This is a genomic window from Silvibacterium bohemicum (genome assembly GCF_001006305.1).
GTDB lineage: Bacteria > Acidobacteriota > Terriglobia > Terriglobales > Acidobacteriaceae > Silvibacterium > Silvibacterium bohemicum.
This window is the reverse complement of record NZ_LBHJ01000004.1, coordinates 538,979-561,271: the sequence shown is the minus strand read 5'-3', so window position 1 is coordinate 561,271 and position 22,293 is coordinate 538,979. Positions and strand designations below refer to the sequence as shown.

At 58.8% G+C, this 22,293-nt stretch carries 18 protein-coding genes; 9 read left to right on the top strand and 9 right to left on the bottom strand.

Translation table 11 applies throughout. The annotated features are described in order from the left end of the window. Positions 1–548: 548 nt before the first annotated feature. A complete protein-coding gene (locus tag XX99_RS13000) occupies positions 549–2,375 on the bottom strand; it encodes a MutS-related protein (protein WP_050059806.1) in 1,827 nt (608 codons plus the stop codon). A gap of 99 nt (positions 2,376–2,474) precedes the next feature. Next, positions 2,475–4,034 (bottom strand): YifB family Mg chelatase-like AAA ATPase, encoded by a 1,560-nt coding sequence (locus XX99_RS12995; RefSeq protein ID WP_050060123.1) that lies wholly within the window; start codon positions 4,032–4,034, stop codon positions 2,475–2,477. Between the two features lie 163 nt (positions 4,035–4,197). On the opposite strand from XX99_RS12995, the gene XX99_RS12990 reads away from it, so the two are divergent. Both XX99_RS12990 and XX99_RS12985 read left to right on the top strand, forming a co-directional pair. Further along, entirely contained in the window at positions 4,198–5,190 is a 993-nt protein-coding gene (locus XX99_RS12990; protein WP_050059805.1) for a HEAT repeat domain-containing protein, read from the top strand. Positions 5,191–5,234: 44 nt separating this feature from the next. After that, a complete protein-coding gene (locus XX99_RS12985; RefSeq protein ID WP_050059804.1) occupies positions 5,235–6,620 on the top strand; it encodes an L-serine ammonia-lyase in 1,386 nt (461 codons plus the stop codon). On the opposite strand, the gene XX99_RS12980 is transcribed toward XX99_RS12985, so the two are convergent. Both XX99_RS12980 and XX99_RS12975 read right to left on the bottom strand, forming a co-directional pair. Next, positions 6,594–7,379, bottom strand: coding sequence for a class I SAM-dependent methyltransferase (locus XX99_RS12980; protein ID WP_050059803.1), 786 nt, complete (start codon positions 7,377–7,379; stop codon positions 6,594–6,596). The two genes, XX99_RS12985 and XX99_RS12980, sit on opposite strands and share 27 nt — an antisense overlap. Positions 7,380–7,386: 7 nt before the next feature. Beyond that, positions 7,387–8,598 (bottom strand): acetyl-CoA C-acetyltransferase, encoded by a 1,212-nt coding sequence (locus XX99_RS12975; protein ID WP_269430969.1) that lies wholly within the window; start codon positions 8,596–8,598, stop codon positions 7,387–7,389. Between the two features lie 93 nt (positions 8,599–8,691). Between XX99_RS12975 and XX99_RS12970 the strand changes: the two genes are divergently transcribed. Further along, positions 8,692–9,489, top strand: coding sequence for a CPBP family intramembrane glutamic endopeptidase (locus XX99_RS12970; protein ID WP_184084866.1), 798 nt, complete (start codon positions 8,692–8,694; stop codon positions 9,487–9,489). A gap of 347 nt (positions 9,490–9,836) precedes the next feature. Next, complete coding sequence (locus XX99_RS12965) at positions 9,837–10,568, top strand: 16S rRNA (uracil(1498)-N(3))-methyltransferase (protein ID WP_050059801.1); 732 nt, start codon at positions 9,837–9,839, stop codon at positions 10,566–10,568. A 107-nt stretch (positions 10,569–10,675) separates the two neighbouring features. Here XX99_RS12965 and dnaJ read toward each other — a convergent pair whose 3' ends face one another. From dnaJ to hrcA, 3 genes are all read right to left on the bottom strand, one after another. After that, positions 10,676–11,815 carry a molecular chaperone DnaJ gene (gene dnaJ / locus XX99_RS12960; RefSeq protein WP_050059800.1) on the bottom strand — a complete coding sequence of 380 codons (1,140 nt, stop codon included), beginning with the start codon at positions 11,813–11,815 and terminating at the stop codon, positions 10,676–10,678. Then, positions 11,812–12,375 carry a nucleotide exchange factor GrpE gene (locus tag XX99_RS12955; RefSeq protein WP_050059799.1) on the bottom strand — a complete coding sequence of 188 codons (564 nt, stop codon included), beginning with the start codon at positions 12,373–12,375 and terminating at the stop codon, positions 11,812–11,814. The genes dnaJ and XX99_RS12955 overlap by 4 nt, the downstream gene beginning before the upstream one ends. Before the next feature lie 122 nt (positions 12,376–12,497). Then, positions 12,498–13,562, bottom strand: a complete 1,065-nt coding sequence (gene hrcA / locus XX99_RS12950) for a heat-inducible transcriptional repressor HrcA (protein ID WP_050059798.1) — start codon at positions 13,560–13,562, stop codon at positions 12,498–12,500. 385 nt (positions 13,563–13,947) lie between these two features. On the opposite strand from hrcA, the gene XX99_RS12945 reads away from it, so the two are divergent. Then, complete coding sequence (locus tag XX99_RS12945) at positions 13,948–14,940, top strand: aldo/keto reductase (RefSeq protein WP_231581328.1); 993 nt, start codon at positions 13,948–13,950, stop codon at positions 14,938–14,940. A gap of 9 nt (positions 14,941–14,949) precedes the next feature. Then, positions 14,950–16,029: an aldo/keto reductase gene (locus XX99_RS12940; protein WP_050059797.1), complete on the top strand. Its 1,080-nt coding sequence runs from the start codon at positions 14,950–14,952 to the stop codon at positions 16,027–16,029. Between the two features lie 67 nt (positions 16,030–16,096). On the opposite strand, the gene XX99_RS12935 is transcribed toward XX99_RS12940, so the two are convergent. Further along, on the bottom strand, positions 16,097–17,383 hold the full coding sequence (locus XX99_RS12935) for a hypothetical protein (RefSeq protein WP_050059796.1): 1,287 nt from the start codon (positions 17,381–17,383) through the stop codon (positions 16,097–16,099). A 154-nt stretch (positions 17,384–17,537) separates the two neighbouring features. On the opposite strand from XX99_RS12935, the gene XX99_RS12930 reads away from it, so the two are divergent. From XX99_RS12930 to XX99_RS12920, 3 genes are all read left to right on the top strand, one after another. After that, positions 17,538–19,616, top strand: coding sequence for a M13 family metallopeptidase (locus tag XX99_RS12930; RefSeq protein WP_050059795.1), 2,079 nt, complete (start codon positions 17,538–17,540; stop codon positions 19,614–19,616). Positions 19,617–19,774: 158 nt separating this feature from the next. Continuing rightward, a complete protein-coding gene (locus XX99_RS12925) occupies positions 19,775–20,713 on the top strand; it encodes a DMT family transporter (RefSeq protein WP_050060120.1) in 939 nt (312 codons plus the stop codon). Positions 20,714–20,723: 10 nt separating this feature from the next. After that, positions 20,724–21,443, top strand: coding sequence for a DNA alkylation repair protein (locus XX99_RS12920; protein ID WP_050059794.1), 720 nt, complete (start codon positions 20,724–20,726; stop codon positions 21,441–21,443). Between the two features lie 33 nt (positions 21,444–21,476). Here XX99_RS12920 and XX99_RS12915 read toward each other — a convergent pair whose 3' ends face one another. Beyond that, positions 21,477–22,199, bottom strand: a complete 723-nt coding sequence (locus XX99_RS12915; protein WP_231581326.1) for an ATP-binding protein — start codon at positions 22,197–22,199, stop codon at positions 21,477–21,479. Positions 22,200–22,293: the final 94 nt, after the last annotated feature.

Sequence of the window (22,293 nt, the reverse complement as noted above, 5' to 3'; positions counted from 1 at the left end):
TACGGACTTTCACGCTGAGCAAACTGCAATTGAACTTTCAGAATTCCTTCGCGACTTCACAACGGCCGAGTAATTCCATGGACCCGGTTCTCTGGATCTACGGAAACATGGTCATGGCGGGAAATACCGACAGGATGCAGTGACTTCAGCTGCAACAGGCCTGTTTCGAAGGAACATTTCCTAAGTGCAAGGTTGAAAATAAACCTCTCTCCGCCGTGGGTCAATACTTTTTTCATAGAAATGTGTCGAGTGTGATTCCAGGAACTGGAGATAAGCAAATGCTCCCCAAATGAAACTAATTACCTAAGTTTGTTGGGTTTGCGTTGGAGTTACCAACTGATCAGCAAGTTTACTTATTCTGTTTTTCATATATTTTCTGGATTTCTTACTCTTATTTCTCCGCCATCGGAACCCGAAGGCCGCATTTCACTCATTTGCCAGCGGATATTCGGCGCTCGGCAGCGTACAGCTTAAGAACAGCTAAATGAGGACAAAATTCCATTCGTCCATCATTAAATGATTCGGGGGATCGGGGCGATATGCCGACGTTACACGTCGAGGCCAATCGAGCGCATGAGCAGCAGCGCGTTGGTGGTCTGCACGATGCCGGGTGTCAGCTTGTAGTCGAAGTGCAGCTTGCCGTCTTCGAAGGTGTCCTCGAAGTGGAAGTTCGCAGCAGTCGTTCCGATGCGCTCGGCGATCTCGGCCAGCGCCAGGTCGTGGGTGGTCACCAGACCGATTGCTCCGCGCCCGAGCAGGCTGCGCACGAACGATTCGGTTCCAATGCGGCGGTCGTAGGAGTTGGTGCCCGAGAGCAGCTCATCGAGCAGGAAGAGGACAGGAGTATCCGCTTTGCTTAACTCGTCGATTTGTTTCAGGCGGGAGATCTCGGCATAAAAGCGCGAGAGCCCCCCTTGCAGCGAATCAAGGATGCAGATCGAGGCAGCTACCTGAAGGCTGGAGAGCGTCATGCGGCGGGCGCAAACCGGCGCTCCGGCCAGAGCGAGGACGGCATTGATGCCGATGCTGCGGATGAACGTGCTCTTGCCCGCCATGTTGGGGCCGCTGATGACCAGCAGTTGCAGATTACGGTCGAGCTTCAAATCGTTCGGAACTGCGTTTGCGCGCGCGAGCAGGGGATGAGCGAGACCCTCGGCGTCAAGATAGGGTCCGCCTTCCGGCATTTGCGGAAAGGTGTCCGCGGGGTGCTCGTAGGAATAGAGTGCGAACGAGGTGAGTGCTTCGACCTCTCCGGTGACGGCGAGCCATTCGCGAATCGCCGCGCCATGGCGCGTACGCCAGGCGTCGATCGCCATCACGCAGTGGGGAAAGTAGAAGATGAATGGGTCGAATATCTTCACAAACCAGTTATCGTTCGATTCGAGCCATTCGACGCGCTTGCTCAAAGCCACTATCGCCTGCGAGGCCAGCACGCCGGAGCGGCCGAGCCTGTGCTGCAGCTGAACGATCTTCGGCGCAGTTGCCGCCTCTGCTTCGATGATTTTCAAGATGCCCGCCAATAAGGCGAGATCATGCTGCGCGCCGTAGACACCTTCCGCGGCGCGGTTCATTCGCGAACGGAGCTTGTAGCTCACTCCGAAATTGACAAGGCTTATGGCGAGAGCAGCGGCCATCCAGTCCCATCTCCACCAGGCGACCAGGCTGAGCAGCCACAAAGCAGTCAGAAGGAGTGTAGTGAGGCGAATCGAGGCACGGTTCAATGGCTGTGCGTTCTCCGCCCATGCGATCAGTGCTTCGGGATGAACGTTTTTTTTGACTTCTTCTCCGGCGAGAACCAGGCGTTCGCGCAAGTCCACCTTCGGGGTCAGTTCTTGAACTGCTTCCTGGCGTGCTGTGATTTCGGGGACAGGCGCTGCGGCCATCAACCACGCAGCCAAGGTCTGTTCCCCCGAACTGGTTCGAGCCGTGCAGAGCAATTGAAAGAGGCTGCCAGGGCCGAAGATATCGAGATCGCGCGCGTAAGGATGTGAAGGGTCGAGGAATCGTTCGCCGGTTTCTCCAATGCCAGCCCAGCGATTCTCGATGCGAGCGATGCCCTGGTTGTAATAGGACTGGAGCCGAGCATCGGAGCGCAGCCGCTTTAAGATTCGCTCGTGCAGTACGCCAAGAACGACGAAAAGCAAAATGGGGATCAGCAGCAAGTACAACCGGGCCGCGTGGTACTTCACCAGCCAGATTGCAGCGAGGACGATGAAAACGCCGAGAATCAGCTTGGCCGCTGCAAAGACTTTATCGCGCCCGCGGTAGCGGTTTGTAGAATCGGCGATCGCGCTCAAGCGGCGGCGATACTCGGCAATTGGCTCGCTCCCCGTTGTTTCGCGCCCCGTTCCCTCGCTCCCAGTTGTCTCGTTCATCGTTCCATTGTCTCAGGGGAGGTTCTCCGTCTGAGTTGCCTGAGCTCAACGTTCAAGGGACGCGACGTTAAGCTTTCGATTTTTAAGGTATACGTCTGCCTAGCTCCAATAACTGCGGTCGAGCGTCCGATACTGGATGGCTTCGGCGATGTGGGCTACGGTGAGCGCGCTTTGACCTTCGAGGTCGGCGATGGTGCGAGCCACTTTTAAGATGCGGTCATGAGCGCGGGCTGTGAGCCCCTGTTGCTGCATGGCGCGTTCCAGAAGCTTCTCGGCGTCGGGGCCGAGTTCGCAGAAGGCGCGAATCTGGCGGGTGCTCATCTGCGCGTTGGAATAGATTTTTTCGCGAGCGTGGGCGAAGCGTTCGCTCTGCAGCCCGCGAGCTTTGAGAACCCGCGCCCGGATGCTCGCCGAACTCTCGCTCGATGCGCCGGCGCGCAGCTCGCGATACTGCACGGCAGGGACCTCGATGTGGATGTCGATGCGATCGAGCAGCGGTCCGGAGACCTTGGAGACGTAACGCTGGATGATCGGCGGAGTGCAGTGGCACTCGCGCGACTTGTCATTGAAATAGCCGCAGGGGCAGGGGTTCATGGCGGCGGCGAGCATGAAGGCGGATGGAAAACTCAGAGACATTGAAGCGCGAGCAATGGTGACTGTGCGGTCCTCAAGAGGCTGGCGCAGCACTTCGAGCACATTGCGCGGGAACTCCGGCAGCTCGTCGAGAAAGAGCACGCCGTTGTGCGCGAGCGAAACCTCGCCGGGGTGCGGAATGACGCCTCCTCCGATAAGCCCGGCGTCAGAGATCGTGTGATGTGGCGAGCGAAAGGGCCGCTGGGTTACCAGTCCCGCCTCGGGATCGAGAACACCGGCGACGGAATGAATCTTGGTCGTCTCCAGAGCTTCTTCAAAGCTGAGCGGAGTGAGAATAGAGGGCAGACGTTTGGCGAGCATCGTTTTGCCTGAGCCCGGTGGTCCGATCATCAGGATGTTATGGCCGCCCGCGGCTGCAACCTCCAACGCTCGCTTGGCCGTTTGCTGGCCGCGAACATCGGCGAAGTCCAGCGCACAATGCTGCAGCTCGCCGAGCACGTGCTTTGCTTCTACTTGAAAGGGAGCGACGTGGATTCCGCCGTTGCCCGCCGCGTTGAGCAGTTCGCGAACCTCGTTCAGCGTCTCCACTGGATAGACGTTCACGCCTTCGACCACGGCGGCTTCGCGAGCGTTGGCCTTGGGGACGACCAGGTTTTTAATGCCATGCTCGCGTGCGGCGACTGCTACCGAGAGCATGCCCGAGATGGCGCGCAGGCCGCCATCGAGCCCGAGCTCGCCCACCAGCAGAAACTGGCTGAGATCGCGGAGTTGCAGTGCTCCGTACGCTCCGAGAATGCCTACGGCCATGGGGAGATCGAAGCCTGAGCCTTCTTTCTTGATATCCGCCGGCGCAAGGTTGATGGTGATGTGGGTGGGCGGAATGTCGAAGCCGGAGTTTTTGATGGCGGCGCGTACGCGGTCGCGGCTTTCGCGTACGGCGGCGTCGGGAAGTCCAACCGTGTGGAAGTGATCCTCGGTGGTCTTGATGCCGGAGAAATCGACTTCGACATCGATCATGTTCGCGTCGATGCCGTAGACGGAGGCGCTGAAGGCTTTGAAAAGCATAATGTTCTTGGGAGTAAAAGTGGCTGGAGTATACACTCGCGAACGACATGCTCTTTCATGCAAACGCGTGGAATGGATGCTGCTCAGGTAGCGTTAGTAACCTGGAGTCTTGGTTCGGGTAAGAGCGGCCTCGATCGAAGGCCTGCGAAGGAGAAATACCGCAATGAAAAACTTTGCTCAGACGGTCATCTTTTCAGCCATCCTGCTCTCCGCAGTCCCGGTGGTTCAGGCTCAGAGTGACAGCAGTTCCAACAATAATCAGGCTGCGCAAGCCAGCCAGGGCAGCGACGAGCCGGATCAGCCAGTGACCGCGCACTCCGACCAGCTCAAGTCCAACCAGGGAGACGCGCTGACGACTGCATGGCAGATGCTGCAGTCAACCAGCCAGGCGTCGAAGCCGCGCGAGCACGTGAGCCTGCTGGTGGCTCTGGGCACGCTGGGTGGATATAAGCAGGCCGAAGAGATGATTACCTCCGCCATGAAGGACAACAACCTGGATGTAAAGCTGGCAGCGGTGGCTTCGGCGGGCACGACGGAAGATCACGCGTTCATTCCCGCTCTGCGTATTGCCATGGAGTACCAGGCGCCGGAGGTGGTGGTGACTGCGGCGGCCTCGCTGTGGAAGATGGGAGATCACACCGGCATGAACGTGCTGCAGGGAGTATTGACGGGGCAGATGAAGGCCACCTCGGGCATGCTCAAGTCGGGGATGCACACGGTGAACCGCGACCTGCATGATCCCTCGACGATGGCCACCATGGGCGCGGAAGAAGGAGCTTCGATGTTGTTCGGACCGGTGGGAATCGCGCTGGCGGCCGTCAAGTTTGCGCATCCGGGACCGTCGGCCAATTCACCGCGGGTCATTGCTGCCGGATTGCTGGCGAGCGATCCCAATGAGTCGAACCAGAAGGCTCTGATTCAGACGCTGCGGGACAAAGATCCCTTTCTGCGGCTGGCTTCGGCTAAGGCGCTCGGAAAATTCCACGGCAAAGATGTGACGGATGCATTGGTGGACGGCTTCGACGATCCCAAGCCCTCGGTGCGGTATATGTCGGCTGCATCGTACATTCGCGTGACAACGCCCCTGACTCCGGAAGAGGTCCATCAGACTACGCATAAGACATCAAAGAAGAAGCCGGTCGCGAAACAGAATTGACGGCGGGTTGGATGTGCAGTCCACGCGGACTAGAATGATCTGTTGTGAAGACCAGCCTGTTCGATCTCTATAAGGTGGGCATCGGCCCATCCAGTTCTCATACCATGGGGCCCATGCGTGCGGCGCGGCGTTTTGCCGAGGAGCTTGCCGCATCGAAATTGTTGGATCGTGTCGCTTTGCTTCGCGTCGACCTCTACGGATCGCTTGCCCTGACCGGTTTAGGCCACGGGACGGACCGCGCGGTGCTGCTGGGGCTCAGCGGCGAAGAGGCTTCCGCAATCGATCCTGCAACCATCGAGCCGAAGCTGGCGGCAATTCGTGCGTCGGGCATGCTTGCTCTGCTGGGCCAACAAACAATTCCTTTTCGCGAGAGCGAGCACCTGTTTTTTCATCGCGATCAGATGTTTCCTCCGGGTGCCAAGACGGAGCATCCCAACGGGGTGCGCTTCACCGCTGTCGATGCACAGGGAACTGAGCTTCTCAGCAATATCTATTTTTCCATCGGCGGCGGATTCATTGTGGCCGATGCTGAGGGCGCGGGCGCTGCTCCAGTGATGACGACAGCGACGCTGCCGTTTCCTTTTCGCAGTGCGGCGGAACTGCTCGAACTTGCTGCTGAAAAGAATCTCGCCATCTGGCAGGTGATGCTGGCCAATGAATGCGTATTGCGCAACGAGGCGGAAGTGCGCGCGGGCATTCTGCATATCTGGAGTGTGATGGAGGCTTGCATCGATCGCGGCATCGCCACCGAGGGAATTCTTCCCGGCGGATTGCAGGTGCGGCGACGCGCTGCACGCCTGGCGCAGAGGCTAGGTGCGAAGGGCTCAGTAGATCCTCTAGCGCCGTTGGATTGGGTGACCGTTTATGCCATGGCCATCAATGAAGAGAATGCTGCCGGCGGCCGCGTGGTCACGGCTCCGACGAATGGAGCTGCTGGAGTCATTCCCGCAGTCGCCCGTTACTATCGGACTTTTATCGGCGGAGCGGACGAAGAGGGAATCCTGCGCTACTTTCTAACCTCGGCCGCGATTGGCGTGCTCTACAAAGAGAACGCATCGATCAGCGGAGCCGAGGTGGGTTGCCAGGGTGAGGTGGGCGTGGCCTGTTCGATGGCCGCCGGTGGATTGGCTGCCGCGCTGGGCGGCTCCAACAGCGAAGTGGAGCATGCCGCCGAGATCGGGATGGAGCACAACCTGGGCATGACCTGCGATCCCATTGGCGGGTTGGTGCAGATTCCCTGCATCGAACGCAATGCGATGGGCGCGGTCAAGGCGGTGCATGCCTGCAGGATCGCCATGAACGAGACCGAGGGGCACAAGGTGTCGCTCGATCAGGTGATCAAGACGATGTATCTCACCGGCCTCGATATGCAGTCGCGCTATAAGGAGACTTCACTCGCCGGCTTAGCTCTCAATGTCATCGAATGCTGACGTTGTGAGTTGGCCGTAAGCGACGGAGCACTCGTATTCCATCCGAACGTGGCCATTCCTCTCTTCGCTCTTGAATAAGTCCGCGATCGCGAGGCGCATTGCATCGCAACGGGGATGTCCGGGCTGCGGCATGTAGGACGAAGAGAGCACCCGGCCCTCCAGGCCCTGCAGGTCGAGATCCTGCGCGTTAGGGAAGGTGACTTCCTTCATCCCATCTGGTGCGAAGAACGCGGCGATCCCTTCCGGTGTCAGATGGCTATCCCGAACGGCTGCATAATCCCTGCCGAAATCAGCGAGGATCTGTTCATAGCCTTCGTGGAAGCTGTCCCCGGACATGCGGCGATTGTTGTAGATGACGGCGCACCAGCCTGAGGGCCGGAGTATGCGACGAAACTCGGTACGTGTGCGCTTCAGATCGAACCAATGCATCGCTTGCGCCACGGTGATCAGATCGATCGAGTTGTCGCCGAGCCCGGTGGCTTCGGCAGTTCCTGATAAGCATTGGAGTTGCGGATATTCCGCGATCAACTCCCGGCAGACTTCACGCATCGCATCGTTTGGCTCGATCGCGGTCACTGGGTAGTCCTGCTCGAGAAAGATTTCCGCGAGCAGGCCGGTTCCGGCAGCGATATCGGCGATGGCTGAGCTGCGATGAAGCCCGCACTCACGCTCCAGCAGCGTGACGATCTCCTGGGGATAGTGAGGCCGGTGCCGGCGGTAGCTGTCGACCCGGCTGGTGAATCGCTCGGTAGGCTTCATGAAGTCCTTATCGCTCGATAGCTAGGGCGACGGAGTTTCCTCCACCAAGGCAGAGCGCGGCAACTCCACGATGAACGTCGCGACGGATCATTTCATGGATAAGCGTAACCAGCACCCGCGCTCCACTTGCGCCGATGGGATGGCCGATAGCGATGGCACCGCCGTTGACGTTTACTTTCGCCAGGGGAAGACCAAGTTCGCGCGTGACGCCGAGGGCTTGCACGGCGAAGGCCTCGTTCAATTCGAAGAGGTCGACGCTGTCCGCAGTCCAACCGGCTCGCGCTAACAGTTTCTGAACTCCGGTGACGGGAGCCAGCATGACCCATTTAGGGTCGACGCCGCTGGTGGCCTGCGCGCGGATGTGGACCATCGGCTCAAGCTGCAGCTCCGCCGCCTTCTTTGCCGACATGACGACGAGCGCCGCCGCGGCATCGTTGACTCCGGGTGCGTTGCCCGCAGTGACGGTGCCGTCTTTTTTGAATGCGGGCTTGAGCGCTCGCAACGCTTCGATGCTGGCATCTTCGCGAATCGACTCGTCACGCTCAACCAGGGTTGGCGGCTGGCCCTTCTTCTTCGCTGCTATCTCGACGGAAACTACCTGCGATGCGAAGCGGCCCTCTTTCCAAGCCGCGGCGGCTTTGCGATGGGAGTTCAGAGCGTACTCGTCCTGCTCTTCGCGGGTGATTCCGTACTTCTCGGCAACGTTCTCCCCGGTAATGCCCATGTGGTAGTCGTTATAGATATCCCAAAGCCCATCGTGGACCATGGAGTCGACGGCGACCGCGTTGCCCATGCGGAAGCCGCTGCGCCCCTGCGGCAGAAGATAGGGCGCATTGGTCATGGACTCCATGCCGCCGGCGACGACGATCTCAGCGTTGCCGGTTTGGATGGACTGGGCGGCGAGAGCAACAGCCTTCAGACCCGATCCGCAGACCTTGTTGATGGTGAGTGCGCTGACCTCGACCGGAAGGCCGCCGTTCAGAGCCGCCTGACGCGCCGGGTTCTGCCCGAGACCGGCCGGCAACACGTTGCCCATAATGCACTCGTCAACAAGTTGATTCGCTTCCGATGGGGCCAGATGAGCGCGCTTCACCGCTTCGCGCACCGCGATCGCTCCCAACTGCGTAGCCTTCAGATCGGAGAACGCACCTTGAAATTTGCCCACTGGTGTGCGGACGGCCGAAACGATAACGATGTCTTCCAACAACTGCTGATTCATGACTGCCTCACCTCTATTCGATGCTCCATCCGATTTGCTGATTCTATGCAGCCTTCATCGGCTTTCCACGGTCTAAACTCGGAGTGGGAACGAATGAAGATATCAGAGTACACAAGCGAAGGACTATCCCCAGTGGTTGATACGACCGGAGCGGCAGCATATGCTGCCGAGTGGCCGGCACGCATTCATCCGATTGCACCGTGGTGGCACACCGTGTTTCTCGTCGCATTTCTTATTACCGTCTCGGTGCTGACCAGTATCGAGTCGAAGGCCAAAGGATTTTCGGGCGGGCACACTCGCCGCTATCTCTTCGGGATTGCGTGGGAGTGGCTGCTGGCTGCTCTCGCCTGGTGGGGAATACGCATGGGTCACGTTCCCGTGCGGCGGCTGCTGGGGCAGCGGCGCCAAGGATGGAGAATGTGGGCGCGCGACTTCGGCGTGGCTATGATCTTCTGGCTGATGGCAATGATCCTGCTTGCCGCGCTCGCCGCTGTGTTGCGGCTCATGCATCTTCTAGTTCTGCAGAAGGCGGTAATCGAACTTGCTCCGCAGAGTGGGGTAGAGATGGTTACCTGGCTCGCGTTGTGCCTCACCGCCGGAATCGTGGAAGAGTTTGTCTTTCGCGGTTACTTCCTGCAGCAGTTTTCGTCGTTAGGACGCAGCACTGCTAGCAAGCTGTGGTGCGGTATTGTCGCGTCCTCGATCCTCTTCGGCATCTCTCACGGCTATGAGGGCATCGGCGGAATGATCGTCATCACCGCGTACGGCGCGGCTTTCAGCATACTTGCTGTAAAAAGAAGAAGCTTGCGTGCGGGCATGATGGCGCACGCGTGGCATGACTCGTTAACCGGAATTGCGTTGGCAATCGTGAAGCATCTTCGCGTTCTTTGAGAAGAAAAAACGCTGCATGGTTGACCTGAACGATTCCACTAAAAAAATAGATTGCGACGAAATGTGATTTTTTTCTTGACACTCTTTTTTCAGACTTCTATACATTCGTTAACTGCAGCATTAGTGCTGCAGACTCGATGTCACATCGAAAAGGGAGAATAGAAACCATGGCAACGAAAAAGGCAGCCAAGAAACCGGCGAAGAAGGCAGCAAAGAAGGCAGCGAAGAAGAAGTAAGTAGGCAATAAAAAAAGGCAACACAAAGGGGGAACGCTGCAAAGCGTTCCCCTTCGTGTTTCTGCACGCTCCCTTCGGCAAACACCGCGATGAATAAAGGACAATATGGGTATGACAAGACGCCGCTGGATTGCCGATAGATGGGATGAAGCTACAGCTTCGTTGAGCGGAGAACAGGCTGCGCACCTGATCCGCGTATTGCGAGCGCAGACCGGCATGGAGTTCGACATCGTAGCCGGGGATCGCGTGTGGCGTGGCGTGATTGCCGGCATCAGCGGCGACGAAGTTCGCTTCAACCTGATCGCGGAGGTAGAGGCTGACCCAGCACTACCGGTTACCTTGCTGCTTTCCATCTTCAAGTTTGATCGCATGGAGTGGGCTTTGGAGAAAGCCACCGAGCTCGGAGTCGAGCGTATCGTTCCCATCGTTGCGCGCCGGAGTGAAAAGCATCTTGCTGCATCTGCGCAGAATCGGGTCGAGCGCTGGCGCCGGATTGCACGCGAATCGGCGCAGCAATCGCGCCGCTCCGATGTGCCAATGATCGAAGATCCCACGCTGCTGAAGACGGCGGCTCGCCGGGAAAGCGAGGGGCTGCGTCTTCTCCTAGCCGAGCAGGAACGCTCGACCACTCTGCGCCAGGCTTTGAGCACAGCAATGAAAGAGGCCGGCGACGAAATGCCTCGCATCCGAATGGCAGTAGGACCGGAGGGAGGATGGGCTGCGGAGGAAGAAGCCCTCTTCGATGAGGAAGGATGGAAGGCGGTTAGCCTGGGACCGCGCATCCTGCGCGCCGAGACGGCGGCGATTACGGCAATGGCGGTGGTTGCTGCGATGCTGGAATAAAACAGGGGACAGGGTTTAGGGGACGGGGTTCAGAAATGCTTCAAGCAAAAAGAGCGGCGAGCCTTCCAGGCCGCCGCTCTTTTGCTTTTGATACTTTGTCGTCCGGTTTAAGAGAAGATCTCTTTCACCTTCTCGAAGAGGCTTCGAGAGGTTGGTGTGTTCTCCACGGTTACGGTTTCGCCGAGCTGCCGCAACAGTTCCTTTTGGATGCGGGTGAGCTTCTTTGGCGTTTGAACCGCCACTTGCACGATCAGGTCTCCCCGGCCATGTTCATTCAGGTAAGGCACACCCTTGCCGCGAACGCGAAATTGCTTGCCGCTCTGCGTGCCTTCGGGAATCTTCAGCGCAGTCTCGCCTTCGAGCGTTTGAATATCGATCTCGGCTCCCAGCGCTGCCTGCGTGAAGGAAATAGGCATCACGCAATGCAGGTCGTTGCCTTCGCGCTCGAAAAACTGATGCGGCTTGACGGCGAGCACAATATAAAGATCGCCGGAGGGTCCTCCGAAGCGACCTGCATCGCCTTCACCCTGGTAGCGGATGCGAGTGCCGTCCTCGACGCCGGCCGGAATATTGACGCTGACCGTGTGCTGCCGTTCGACCCGGCCATCGCCACGGCAGACATGGCAGGGATCGGTGATGACGTTGCCCGTTCCTCCGCAGGCGCTGCAAGTGCGGGCAATCGAAAAGAAGCCCTGCTGGTAGCGAACCTGGCCGCGTCCCTGGCACTGTTGGCAGGTGACGGGACCGCGCCCGGTCGCTGTTCCGGTGCCGCGGCAGTCGGTGCAGGCCTCCATGCGGCGTACTTTGACCTGAACCTCTTTACCGAAGACCGCCTCTTCGAATTCGATGGTCTGATCGAAGCGCACATCGCGGCCCTTCTGCATGCGCGAGGCCCTGCGGCCGCCGCCACCGCCGCTGACGTTGAAGCCAAACAGATCGCCGAAGATATCGCCGAGGTCCTGAAGATCGCCGAAGGGGTTTCCGGTTGCACCCTGCGCGGCCGAGGCTACGCCGGCATGACCATAGCGATCATAGACCGCACGCTTCTCCGGATCGGCGAGCACCTGGTAGGCTTCGCTGCACTGCTTGAATCGCTCTTCGGCGCTTTGATCGCCGGGATTGCGGTCCGGATGATACTGCATCGCAAGCTTGCGATAGGCAGTCTTCAATTCCTGATCGGAGGAGGTTCGGGCCACACCCAGTACTTCGTAATAATCTGCTTTCATCGTGTTGGCTGATTGACTCATGCTTCCTTCTGTTGCGAATTGCTGGCCACGCGAACCAGAGAAGGACGCAGGAGGCGATCCTTGATGCGGTAGCCGCGGCGCACTTCTTCGATGACCTGGTGGTCGGGTACATCATCTTTTTCGACCATTTCGAGAGCTTCATGAAAGCGGGGATCGAACGTAGATCCTACCGTCTCCACGGTCTGTACGTTGAGCGAGCGAAGCGCCTCTTCCATCTGCTTGACGATCAACTCGACGCCGGTGCGGAGCTGTTCAGTCGAGGCGGTGGATTTGAGCGCCAGCTGGAAGTTATCCAGCACGGGAAGAAACTGCTCGATGGCGCCGGAGACGGCGTAGTCGCGAAATTCATTGCGCTCGCGGGTCTCGCGCTTGCGCGCGTTGTCGAATTCCGCTTGCAGGCGGGCCAGCCTGTCGATCAGGGAATCGCGCTCAGCTTTAAGGCGCTCGAACTCTTCCTGAGATACGGCATCGGCCGGCGCGAGGGGATCGACTACCCCTACTTCTGTGACGTCGGTGGCAGAATCGTTCGTTTGTTTCGTTTCAACTGCTTCATTATTCATTGGAATTCCGGCAACGTCCTTCTGCTGGTAATTATTTGCTGCTCTTTTCAGTCTATCCCGGAGGTTCATCGGCCTACTTTAGATGCGACAGGGGTGGCATACGCATCTTACTTCGCGGTTGGCTACTGCGGAGTCTGGAAAATCCGGTCCGAAAGCTGTGCGATGTAGGACACGGCGTTGATGGTTTGTTCATACTGAATTCGGGTGGTGCCGATAACTGCCACTGTGCCCAGGCTTTCAGCGCCGATGCGCGTAGGTGCTCCGATCAGGACCAGGTTATGCAGACCGGGGATGGCTTCTTCGAGTCCAACCACGACGCGAACATTCTGCTGCCGTGCGTCCACGTAAGCATTCAGAAGCTCGATCAGCCTCTCTTTCGCTTCCAGCGCGTGAAGCATGGTGCGCAGGCGCCCGCGATCGATCTCGGTCGAGAGTAGATTCGCCACTCCTTCGACGAAGATGGTGGTCGCCGATGCGGCCTGGCTTTCCAGCGCTCCCTTGCGATAGAGCTCTTCGAGCGATTGCATCAGGCGGTTATATTCGCTGCGCTCGGCCTCGATGCGGCGGGCGAGCTCTCCCTGAATCCGTTCGATCGACCAGCCATGAAAATTCTCATTCAGAAAGCGGGAGGCGGTCTCCAGGTCGGGCAGCGACAGGTCGCGGTCGAGCACTATCACCCGGTCCTGCACGGCTCCCTCCATGGTGACTACCACGGCAAGAACGCGGCCCGCGCCCAGACGGGCGAAATGAATGTGCTCAAGAGTCTGAGTTTCCGGGGTCGAAGTGATCGCGACACCGACGCCGCTCGAGAGGAGCGCGAGCACGTGCGAGGTCCGTTCCAGAAACTGCTGTCCCGAGCTCACGCCCGCGAAGCTGTCGTGAATCTGCTCTATGCGCTCCTGCGGCATTCCATTCAAACGGGTCTGGGCGGCGAGCTGCTCGACATAGAAACGGAAGGCCTGGGGAGTGGGAACGCGTCCCGCCGAGGTGTGGGGTTGATCGAGCAGGCCCGATTCATCGAGCGAGGCCATCACGTTGCGGATGGTCGCCGCGCTCATGCCGTCCTTGTTGCCAAGCTGGCGTGCGATAGCCTGCGAGCCCACAGGCTCCCCGGTGTCGATATAGTTTTCGATGATCGTAACCAGCACCAGCCGCTCGCGCGGGCTGATTCGCAGATCGGAAGACATAGGCCCCTCAGCCTCTCCACTTCAGCTTAAGCGTCCGGCGCCGAATGGATAAACTTCTCCTTATTTATTGTAGGTGGCCGCAAAGAGGGGGTCAACGGGACGTTTGATATCACTTCTGGACCATTCTCGTTTACGGCTCTGTGCGGGCCCGCTGAGTTCGAACCATTTCCTATTCTCAAGCGCATCGTTCTTCTACCCATAATCACTCGCGGCAATCTCTATAGATCCAGGCAGCGCCGTCTCTATAGATCCACTCTCCTCCGTTACATTCATCCACTGAAGTAGCACTTGTAACCTCCGTCGCGATTTATCGCATCGAAGAACTTATTGCCTATTGGGCGATCTGTTCGATGGGATCATGCTCGATGCAAAGGAGCTGTGCGCCTTGAGTTCTTCCATCCCCCTGCGGCCGTTTGGCCGGCACACCGACGTGAAAATCTCCGCTCTGGGTCTCGGCGGCCACCATCTGGGCCAGGCCGAGGATCTCAACACCGCTATTCGCATTGCGCATCGTGCAATCGAGGGCGGCGTCACATTTTTCGATAACTGCTGGGAGTACAACCGGGGCAAATCAGAAAACTGGATGGGGATGGCTCTCAAGGGGAAGCGAGACAGGGTCTTTCTGATGACCAAGGTCTGCACCCACGGGCGCGAGGCCATGATTGCCACTCAGATGCTGGAAGAGTCGCTGAACCGCCTGCAAACCGATCATCTCGATCTGTGGCAGGTACACGGCGTGGCATTCGAGAACGATCCCGATCTCTTTATTCGTCCCAATGGCGCAGCCGAGGCGCTGCGCAAGGCGAAGGAGCAAGGCAAGGTTCGCTTTGTCGGATTCACCGGCCATAAGCGTCCGGAGATTCACCTCAAAATGCTGAACTGCGGATTCGAATGGGATGCGGTGCAGATGCCGCTCAATCCCTTCGACGCCAACTTCCTCAGCTTTGAGCAGCAGGTGCTTCCGGAACTCAACAAGCGTGGCATCGCAGCTCTAGGGATGAAGCCCATCGTGGGCCACGGTGAATCGGTGAAAAAGGGAATGTTGAGCGCGCAAGAGGCATTGAGCTATGCCATGAGCCTTCCCGTGACGACGACCATCACCGGCATGGAAAAGATGGAGATCGTCGAGCAGAATCTGGCCATCGCCCAGGGATTTCAACCGCTCAATGAACAGCAGATGCAGGCCTTGCGCGATCGCTGCCGCACCGTTGCGGGAGACGGACGCTTCGAGCTCTATAAGATGTCGCTGAAATACGATAATCCCGAAGCGCGGCTGGCGCACGGCTTCCCCCTTGACGACCAATCCATCGAAGTCAAGCAGATGCTGAAAGAAACCGACAATACCGGAAAGCCTTATCCCGCAGTGCAGGCGGGCTGAAGACTAGCTATGACGAACCCCGAGAAATCAAACGACGCCCTCTCCCGCCGCACATTTTTAAAATCAGCCGCATTGGCCGGAGCTGGATCCCTGGCAGCCCGCGATGCCAACGCCGCCGCTACATCGGAAAATCCGCAGGAGACCACCATGGCGAATCAAACTTCGAGCGGACAGGTGCCGCGCCGCCCCTTTGGGAAGACTGGACAGCAGGTGTCTATCCTCGGAGTTGGAGGATTTCATCTCGGCTCGGCCAAAGACCAGCAGACGGTGAATGCCATGGTCGGGAAGGCCGTCGATGCTGGCGTGAATTTCTTCGACAACGCATGGGAATACCACGAGGGCGAAGCGGAAGAGCGATTGGGCATCGCGCTTCAGGGCAAGCGCGACAAGGTCATCCTGATGACCAAGGTCTGCACGCATGGCCGCGATAAGAAAGTTGCCATGGAACAGCTGGAGCAGTCGCTCCGTCGATTGAAGACTGATCACCTGGACGTGTGGCAGATTCACGAGGTCGTTTATTACAACGATCCCGATCTGATCTTTCGTCCGGATGGAGCCATTGAGGCATTGGAGCAGGCGAAGAAGGATGGGAAAGTTCGCTGGGTCGGTTTTACCGGGCACAAGGATCCGGCGATTCACCTCAAGATGCTCTCCCACGATTTTCCGTTCGACACCATCCAAATGCCGCTCAACTGTTTTGACGCGCGCTTTCGCAGTTTTCAGCAGCATGTGCTGCCGGACGCCAATCGCCGCGGCATGGCCGTGCTGGGCATGAAGAGCCTCGGAGGTTCCGGCGAGCTGGTGACGCACGGGGGCGTAACTCCAGAAGAGGGACTTCGCTATGCGATGAGCCTGCCCGTGGCCACCACGATCAGCGGCATGGATTCAGAGTTGATCCTCGATCAGAATCTGGCCATCGCTTCGAGCTTCACTCCGATGTCCGCGGGGGAACGCAAAGCGCTGGAGGACAGGTGCCGGGCTCTCTCTGCCGACGGCCGGCTGGAGCGCTTCAAAACCACGACCATGTACGACGGCAAGGTCGGGCGTGAGCAGCACCAGTATCCGGAAGTAGAAAAGCTTCCGGCGTAGTACCTCGTGTGCAACGGGGTGGGCCGTCGACAATCCTTGCGCGTCGAGTACCCATGGGGCAAACCGCTTACTTCGGCGAGGATTTCGCTATGACCGGGCCGGTCGGCGCGGGGGGCAGGTCGTAAACTTCGATTGCCCCTTCGCGAAGGATGGCGAACCGCTCGCCGTCTTCGGAGAGAGCATAATTGTGGCCGGCGCTCAAGATCGGGGAGGCTGTCTTCACCATCTCTAGTTTTCCTGTCTCCGTATCGAAGACGCCGACCATCTGCGCCACGACATCATCCTCCCCGAAGGGATCCATGGTGCCGATGGTGTGATTTAGCTCAAGTGAGCCATAGGCGAAGCGGGTGCCGTTTTCAGCGAATTCGAAGGTTGGCCAGATGTAGCGCGGCTGCCAGCGGTCCCGCCACAAAACGGTTCCCGTAGTAGAGAAGGCCGTCACCATGTGGTCGCTTGATCCGCCTGTGCAGCCGATGGCCAGCCCCACCGTGTTGCTGAGCGTAGTGATCTCCGGATTGCAGGCGGAAGTAACTTCGACGACATTGTTCCCGCTGCCGGTGAACGGTCGGTTCCGGACTACCCACTTATCGGGATGATCGCCTTCGAGCAGCTCCAGAAAGCCATTCTGAACCAGCGGCAGTTCGACGACGTGGCGTGTTTCGCTCCTCGCGATCGGAGCCTGGTCGGGAATGCGCACGATGAGGATCTGGGTCGAGGGCCGCTTGACGTCTTTCGACGAGAGCGGGACTTGTGAGTTCTGGTCGGTATCGGAATCCTCGACGGAGGGATCGTGCTTCTCGGACTCCAGGGTGATCAGTTGGTGGTCTGGGGCGACGGCGATACTCTGAAGCCGAGTATCGAACTGCATATACGGATGGAGCTCCAGCCGCCTGTCGGTGAGATAGAGAGAATTTCGCTGGCGCACCAGGAACTCGCCCCTGCCGATGGCCCAGAGATACCTCTGACGATCGTGCATACGCCACTTTGCCTTCTGGACAACTTTGCCGCTGGCAATATCCAGCACGAGTGCGCAGATGGCCTGATCGTCGTCGTCTCTGGAAGCTTCGGGAACGCGCTGCATCAGGCCGCTTTCCCGGAAGGTGAAGAGGAGGTGCTCCCTGTCGATGAAATCAAGGGACGCCGAAGCAAAGCGCCCCACCAGATAGAACCTGCTGGGCGCGGTATACCCGAGAGGCCCGACTTCAATGCGGGCGACGGGAGGTGGTCCCGACTCTGCCTGATGCTTGGATTTGGAGTTGCCTGCGGCCGCGGACGTGAGAGAAGCGTAAGCGAGCATCGAGCATGCGACGATCGTTGCGGGAAAACGTGCGGACATGAAGCCGAAAGCCATCATGAGCATTTTCCTCATCCGGCGACCTCCGTGCAAATCCTTCCGAAGCGAGGGTGACAGGGGTTTTCGCGAGCGGGCGGAAATTGCAGACGATGCTTGACTTGCGCTGTTCACGTTGCTAGCTTCCAGCTTGTCTATCGCACTCTAGAGGTTTGAAATGATTCGTCTGCTCTCTCGATTTCACTTCGTGTTCTTTATGATGATCTTTCCTGCATTGGCCGTCTGTTATGCCCAGACGAATACCAAGGATACGCCGGCGACTCCAGCGAAGGCACTCGATCCGGCGCTGATCGATAGCAGTGTCGATCCCTGCGTTAACTTCTACCAATATTCTTGCGGCAACTGGCTGAAAAAGAATCCTATCCCAGAGGATCGCTCCTCGTACGGGCGGGACACGGAGCTTTTGGATCAGAACTTCCTGGTGTTGAAATCGATTCTCGAGAAAGCGGCGGCGGGTAACACCGGCCGTTCGGCGGAGGAGCAGAAGATCGGAGACTACTACGCGACCTGCATGGATGCCGACGCGATTGACAAGGCAGGGCTCGTGCCGTTGAAGCCTTTGCTCGGCCGAGTGGATGCTCTTTCGTCGAAAGACGGACTGCCGGAGCTAGCCGCCGCACTGCAACTGGAAGGTGTCGGATCTTTCTTCAGCTTTTCAAGCGACCAGGATTTTAAAGATGCCAGCCAGCAGATTGGGGTGTTAGACCAGGCTGAGCTAGGGCTGCCGGAGAAAGGCTATTACTCGCGCACGGATGCACAATCGGTCCAGCTGCGCGAGCAGTACCAAAAACATGTGGAGCGTACGTTCGAGCTGATCGGCGAATCGCATGCGCAAGCCGAGAAGGATGCGGCCACTGTGCTTCGCCTCGAAACGGCACTGGCCGCGGCCTCGCTTAACAATGTCGAACGGCGCGATCCGGCCCGGCTCTATCACAAGCTGGAATTGGCAAAGTTCGACGCCGGCGTGCCGAACTTCGCCTTCGACCGTTTTCTCCGCGCTGCCAATACGCCGCCGATCCAGTCGCTGAATGTGGCTACTCCGGGATATTTTGCCGCGTTGAATCAGCTGCTGGGATCAACCGGCCTCGCCGATCTGAAGACCTATCTGCGCTGGAGCATGCTTCGCCGCACGCCTGCGACGGCTCTGCCCCGCGACCTCGATGAGGAGAGTTTTGCTTTCTATGGAAAGATCCTCTCCGGCCAGCCACAACAACAGCCCCGCTGGAAACGGTGTGTGCGCTCGGTGGATGGTGCGCTGGGTGAGGCGCTAGGTCAGGCATATGTGGCGCAGCGCTTTAGTCCGGAAGACAAAGCCCGTACGCTGGAGCTGACCAAGGACATTGAAGATGCGATGAATCGGGATATCGATCAGCTGGTATGGATGAGCCCGCAGACCAAAGTGAAGGCGAAAGAAAAGCTGCACGGAGTTGCCAACAAGATCGGCTACCCGGATAAGTGGCGCGACTATACGACACTCGAGGTCAAGGCCGGCGACGCACTTGGCAACGCCCAGCGCGCGGCAGCCTTCGAAGCCAGGCGCGACATTGCGAAGATCGGCAAGCCGGTGGACCACGGGGAGTGGGGCATGAGCCCGCCAACCGTCAATGCTTACTACAACCCGCAGATGAACGACATCAACTTCCCAGCCGGCATTCTGCAGCCGCCTTACTTTGATCCGACGCAGAACGACGCCGTCAACTACGGCGATGTGGGCGGCGTGATTGGCCACGAGCTGACGCATGGCTTCGACGATGAGGGACGGCAGTTCGATGCGCACGGGAACTTTGTCGACTGGTGGACCCCGGCGGACAGCAAGCAATTCAGTGAACGGTCGAGTTGCGTGGTGAAGGAGTTCGACGGGTTTGTCGCCGTCGACAATCTCCATGTGAACGGACAGCTCACGTTGGGTGAAAACCTGGCTGACCTGGGGGGCCTGAAGCTCGCCTTCCTGGCGTATCTCGATCGCGCACAGAAGGCTGGAGTGAGCCTCACGCAAAAGGGCAGCGCCGAGTATGGCAACCTCACCCCGGAGCAGCAATTCTTCGTCTCGTACGGGCAGGGATGGTGCCAGAACAACCGGCCCGCCGATCTGCGCCTGCGGGTGCAGACCGATCCTCACTCGCCGGAAGAGTTTCGCGTAAACGGCGTGGTGGTCAACGTGCCGCAATTCCAGAAGGCATTCGGGTGCAAGACCGGACAGCCGATGGCGCCAGCCAACCGCTGCGAAGTCTGGTAGGACCGGCCGGGACTGGCCGTCCGGGCACACGCGCCTTCGGCCCAAAGCCTTGAACATTGGTCGAGATTCGTTTGGCGCGAGCGCTTTCTTTGGCTCGCGCCGCGCAGGCATACGACTGCCTTTATTCTGAAGTCAGTTCTTTCATTCAATCCCGGCTCATGAATACGCAAATACAAACTCGATCCTCCCGTTCCACCACTGCGCTTGGTTACGGAGCCTGCGCGCTGGCGGGCACGCTTTGGGGCACTGGTTTTTATTTCGGCAAGATCGCGCTCACCCAGATGAGCGTGGGCCATATGGTCGTCTACCGTTTCTTCTTCGCGATGCTGGGTTTGTTGCCTGCTCTATTGGTTCGACCGCGTCGTCCCGGATTGAACCGCAAGGAATGGGGACTGCTGTTATTGGCTTCGTTTCTAGGCATCCCAGTTCAGTTTCTGATCCAGTTCTATGGTCTTTCGCTGACTACTGTCAGTCACGCGGCATTGATGGTGGGCACTGCTCCGGTGATCTTGGCGATCGGAGCAACCATCTTCACGCACGAGCGGCTGGATTGGAAAGGATGGATGGCTCTTTTCGGATCCACCTGTGGTGTTGTGCTGATTACTCTGAGCGGCGGTCATGGTTTGGCAGCAAATGGGCCGTCGCTGGTGGGGGATATGTTAGTGGTGCTCTCGGTGGTGATTTCGCTGGGATGGATTTTGCTGAACCGTCACCTGATGCATGGGCACTCGGCCATGGTGGTCACCGCGTATGGAATCCTCAGCGGACTGATCATGCTGGTGCTTTGCGTCGTACCGATCGATGGATGGCCTCCGGTGCACGGCGTCAGCGGGCGCGTGTGGTTTGCGCTGGTGGCGAGCGGCTTGTTTTGCACCGCTGCGACAACTTTTCTTTGGAACTGGGGCATTCACCACGTACCGGCGTCGCGAGCAGGCGTCTTTCTCAATATCGAGCCGGCGCTGGGGTCGATTCTCGGCGTGGAGCTGTTAGGCGACCGCCTCGGACCTGGCGCCTGGGTCGGCGGCGGACTCATCATCGCAGCCGCAGTGGTGCTCACGGCAACGGGCCGCATCGAAGCGGAAGTAATTCTGGAGTAGGGAGAAGCTCATGCCTGAGAAAGTTACCCGCGCGAATCTCGAGAAAGATCTTAAGACTGCGGGTGATCCGCGCCGGGCCTTAACCAGCGCGGCCTACTTCAAAACGGGCAAGGGTGAATACGGCGAAGGAGACATCTTCCTCGGTATCTCGACGCCGATGCTGCGTAAGATAACTCTCCGTTTTCGCGAACTTCCGCTGGCTGACATCGCAAAATTGCTGAGCTCGAAGATTCACGAATGCCGATCCGCAGCGCTTGAAATTCTTGTGTCGCAGTACAAACGCGGCAGCGACGAGCAGCGGGCGGAGATCGTCGATTTCTATCTGCAGAATACGGCCGGCATCAACAACTGGGATCTCGTGGATGGCTCCGCTCCCTACATCCTTGGCGAGCATTTGAGAACGCGCCCGCGCAGGATTCTGCGCAAACTCGCCCGGTCACAATCTCTGTGGGAGCGGCGAATCGCGATCATCGCAACCATGAGGCTGGTGCGGAACGGCGAGCTAGAAGATGCGCTCAGCATCGCTGAAATGCTGCTCGATGATGATCATGATCTCATCCACAAAGCGGTTGGCTGGGTGCTGCGTGAGGTGGGACGGCAGGATCGCGGACGGTTGATAGGCTTTCTGCAGACGCACTATCGCCGGCTGCCGCGGACCGCGTTGCGATATGCCATTGAGCACTTCGCACCGAGTGAGCGAAAGAAAATGCTGGCTGGAGAGTTCCGATAAGAGCGTGACGCGGGTAGGAGACTGCTTTGCTGACTACGCGAAGCGGGCTCTGCCGACCTTCTGGCGGAAGTCGGCTCCGTGCATTTCTACCACTACGCACATCTCTGCTAAACGAGAGCGCATGCGCTCGCCGATGCGGTCGCCGAGGGTTTCATCGCGCATGGCTCGTTGTGGGCTGGTGGCCACGCCGCCGGGAGGAGCGTCGGCGTAGTTGGTGGTGATGATGGTGGTGCGCTTGTCGTTGTAGCGCGTGTTCAGAATATGCGCTACCGTATCCCACACCCACTCCGTGGGCTTCGATGCGCCGAGCTCATCGAGCACCAGAACCTCGGCGTCGAAGACTGGACGCAGGATGTCGAGCTCTGTCGTCAGCACCTGCGGGTTGTAGGAATGCTGGATCTCCTTGAGCAGCTCACGATAGTCGCAGAAGAGTCCGTGAACGCCTTTTTCCACGATGAGGGACTGCAGGATTCCGACGGCGAGATGGGTTTTGCCCACGCCAATGGAGCCGGTTAGCAGGAGCCCATGGCCTTCGGTGGTTGCGGGATAGCCATCGACAAAGCGGCGCGTCATAAGGTGCGCGGCGGCGAGCGAACGGTCGGCCCCGGGAAAACTGGCCTCGTAGCTGTCGAAGGAGCAGTGCTGGTAGCGGCGTGGGATGTGGGCGCGCTCGACTAGCGTCGCCCGTCGCTGCTCAAAACGGCATTCGCAGGGCTCGGCGGCGAAGCGGCCGTTAGGCCGGCGCTGGACGCGCATTCCCATTCCATCGCATTTGGGGCAGGGCTGAGGCATGAAGGCTTCTACCAGTATCGCAGCGATCCGCGGTAGGGCGGTCGTGGAAAATCAGAAG

Bases quoted from the DNA above. Each gene is read 5' to 3' on its own strand.
- XX99_RS12930 (WP_050059795.1), top strand. From the start codon at position 17,538: ATGATTCGTCTGCTCTCTCGATTTCACTTCGTGTTCTTTATGATGATC.
- hrcA (WP_050059798.1), bottom strand. From the start codon at position 13,562: ATGTCTTCCGATCTGCGAATCAGCCCGCGCGAGCGGCTGGTGCTGGTT.
- XX99_RS12975 (WP_269430969.1), bottom strand. From the start codon at position 8,598: ATGAATCAGCAGTTGTTGGAAGACATCGTTATCGTTTCGGCCGTCCGC.
- XX99_RS12970 (WP_184084866.1), top strand. From the start codon at position 8,692: ATGAAGATATCAGAGTACACAAGCGAAGGACTATCCCCAGTGGTTGAT.
- dnaJ (WP_050059800.1), bottom strand. From the start codon at position 11,815: ATGAGTCAATCAGCCAACACGATGAAAGCAGATTATTACGAAGTACTG.
- XX99_RS12925 (WP_050060120.1), top strand. From the start codon at position 19,775: ATGAATACGCAAATACAAACTCGATCCTCCCGTTCCACCACTGCGCTT.
- XX99_RS12980 (WP_050059803.1), bottom strand. From the start codon at position 7,379: ATGAAGCCTACCGAGCGATTCACCAGCCGGGTCGACAGCTACCGCCGG.
- XX99_RS12935 (WP_050059796.1), bottom strand. From the start codon at position 17,383: ATGATGGCTTTCGGCTTCATGTCCGCACGTTTTCCCGCAACGATCGTC.
- XX99_RS12995 (WP_050060123.1), bottom strand. From the start codon at position 4,034: ATGCTTTTCAAAGCCTTCAGCGCCTCCGTCTACGGCATCGACGCGAAC.
- XX99_RS12965 (WP_050059801.1), top strand. From the start codon at position 9,837: ATGACAAGACGCCGCTGGATTGCCGATAGATGGGATGAAGCTACAGCT.
- XX99_RS12955 (WP_050059799.1), bottom strand. From the start codon at position 12,375: ATGAATAATGAAGCAGTTGAAACGAAACAAACGAACGATTCTGCCACC.
- XX99_RS12920 (WP_050059794.1), top strand. From the start codon at position 20,724: ATGCCTGAGAAAGTTACCCGCGCGAATCTCGAGAAAGATCTTAAGACT.
- XX99_RS12990 (WP_050059805.1), top strand. From the start codon at position 4,198: ATGAAAAACTTTGCTCAGACGGTCATCTTTTCAGCCATCCTGCTCTCC.
- XX99_RS12940 (WP_050059797.1), top strand. From the start codon at position 14,950: ATGACGAACCCCGAGAAATCAAACGACGCCCTCTCCCGCCGCACATTT.
- XX99_RS12915 (WP_231581326.1), bottom strand. From the start codon at position 22,199: ATGCGCGTCCAGCGCCGGCCTAACGGCCGCTTCGCCGCCGAGCCCTGC.
- XX99_RS13000 (WP_050059806.1), bottom strand. From the start codon at position 2,375: ATGAACGAGACAACTGGGAGCGAGGGAACGGGGCGCGAAACAACGGGG.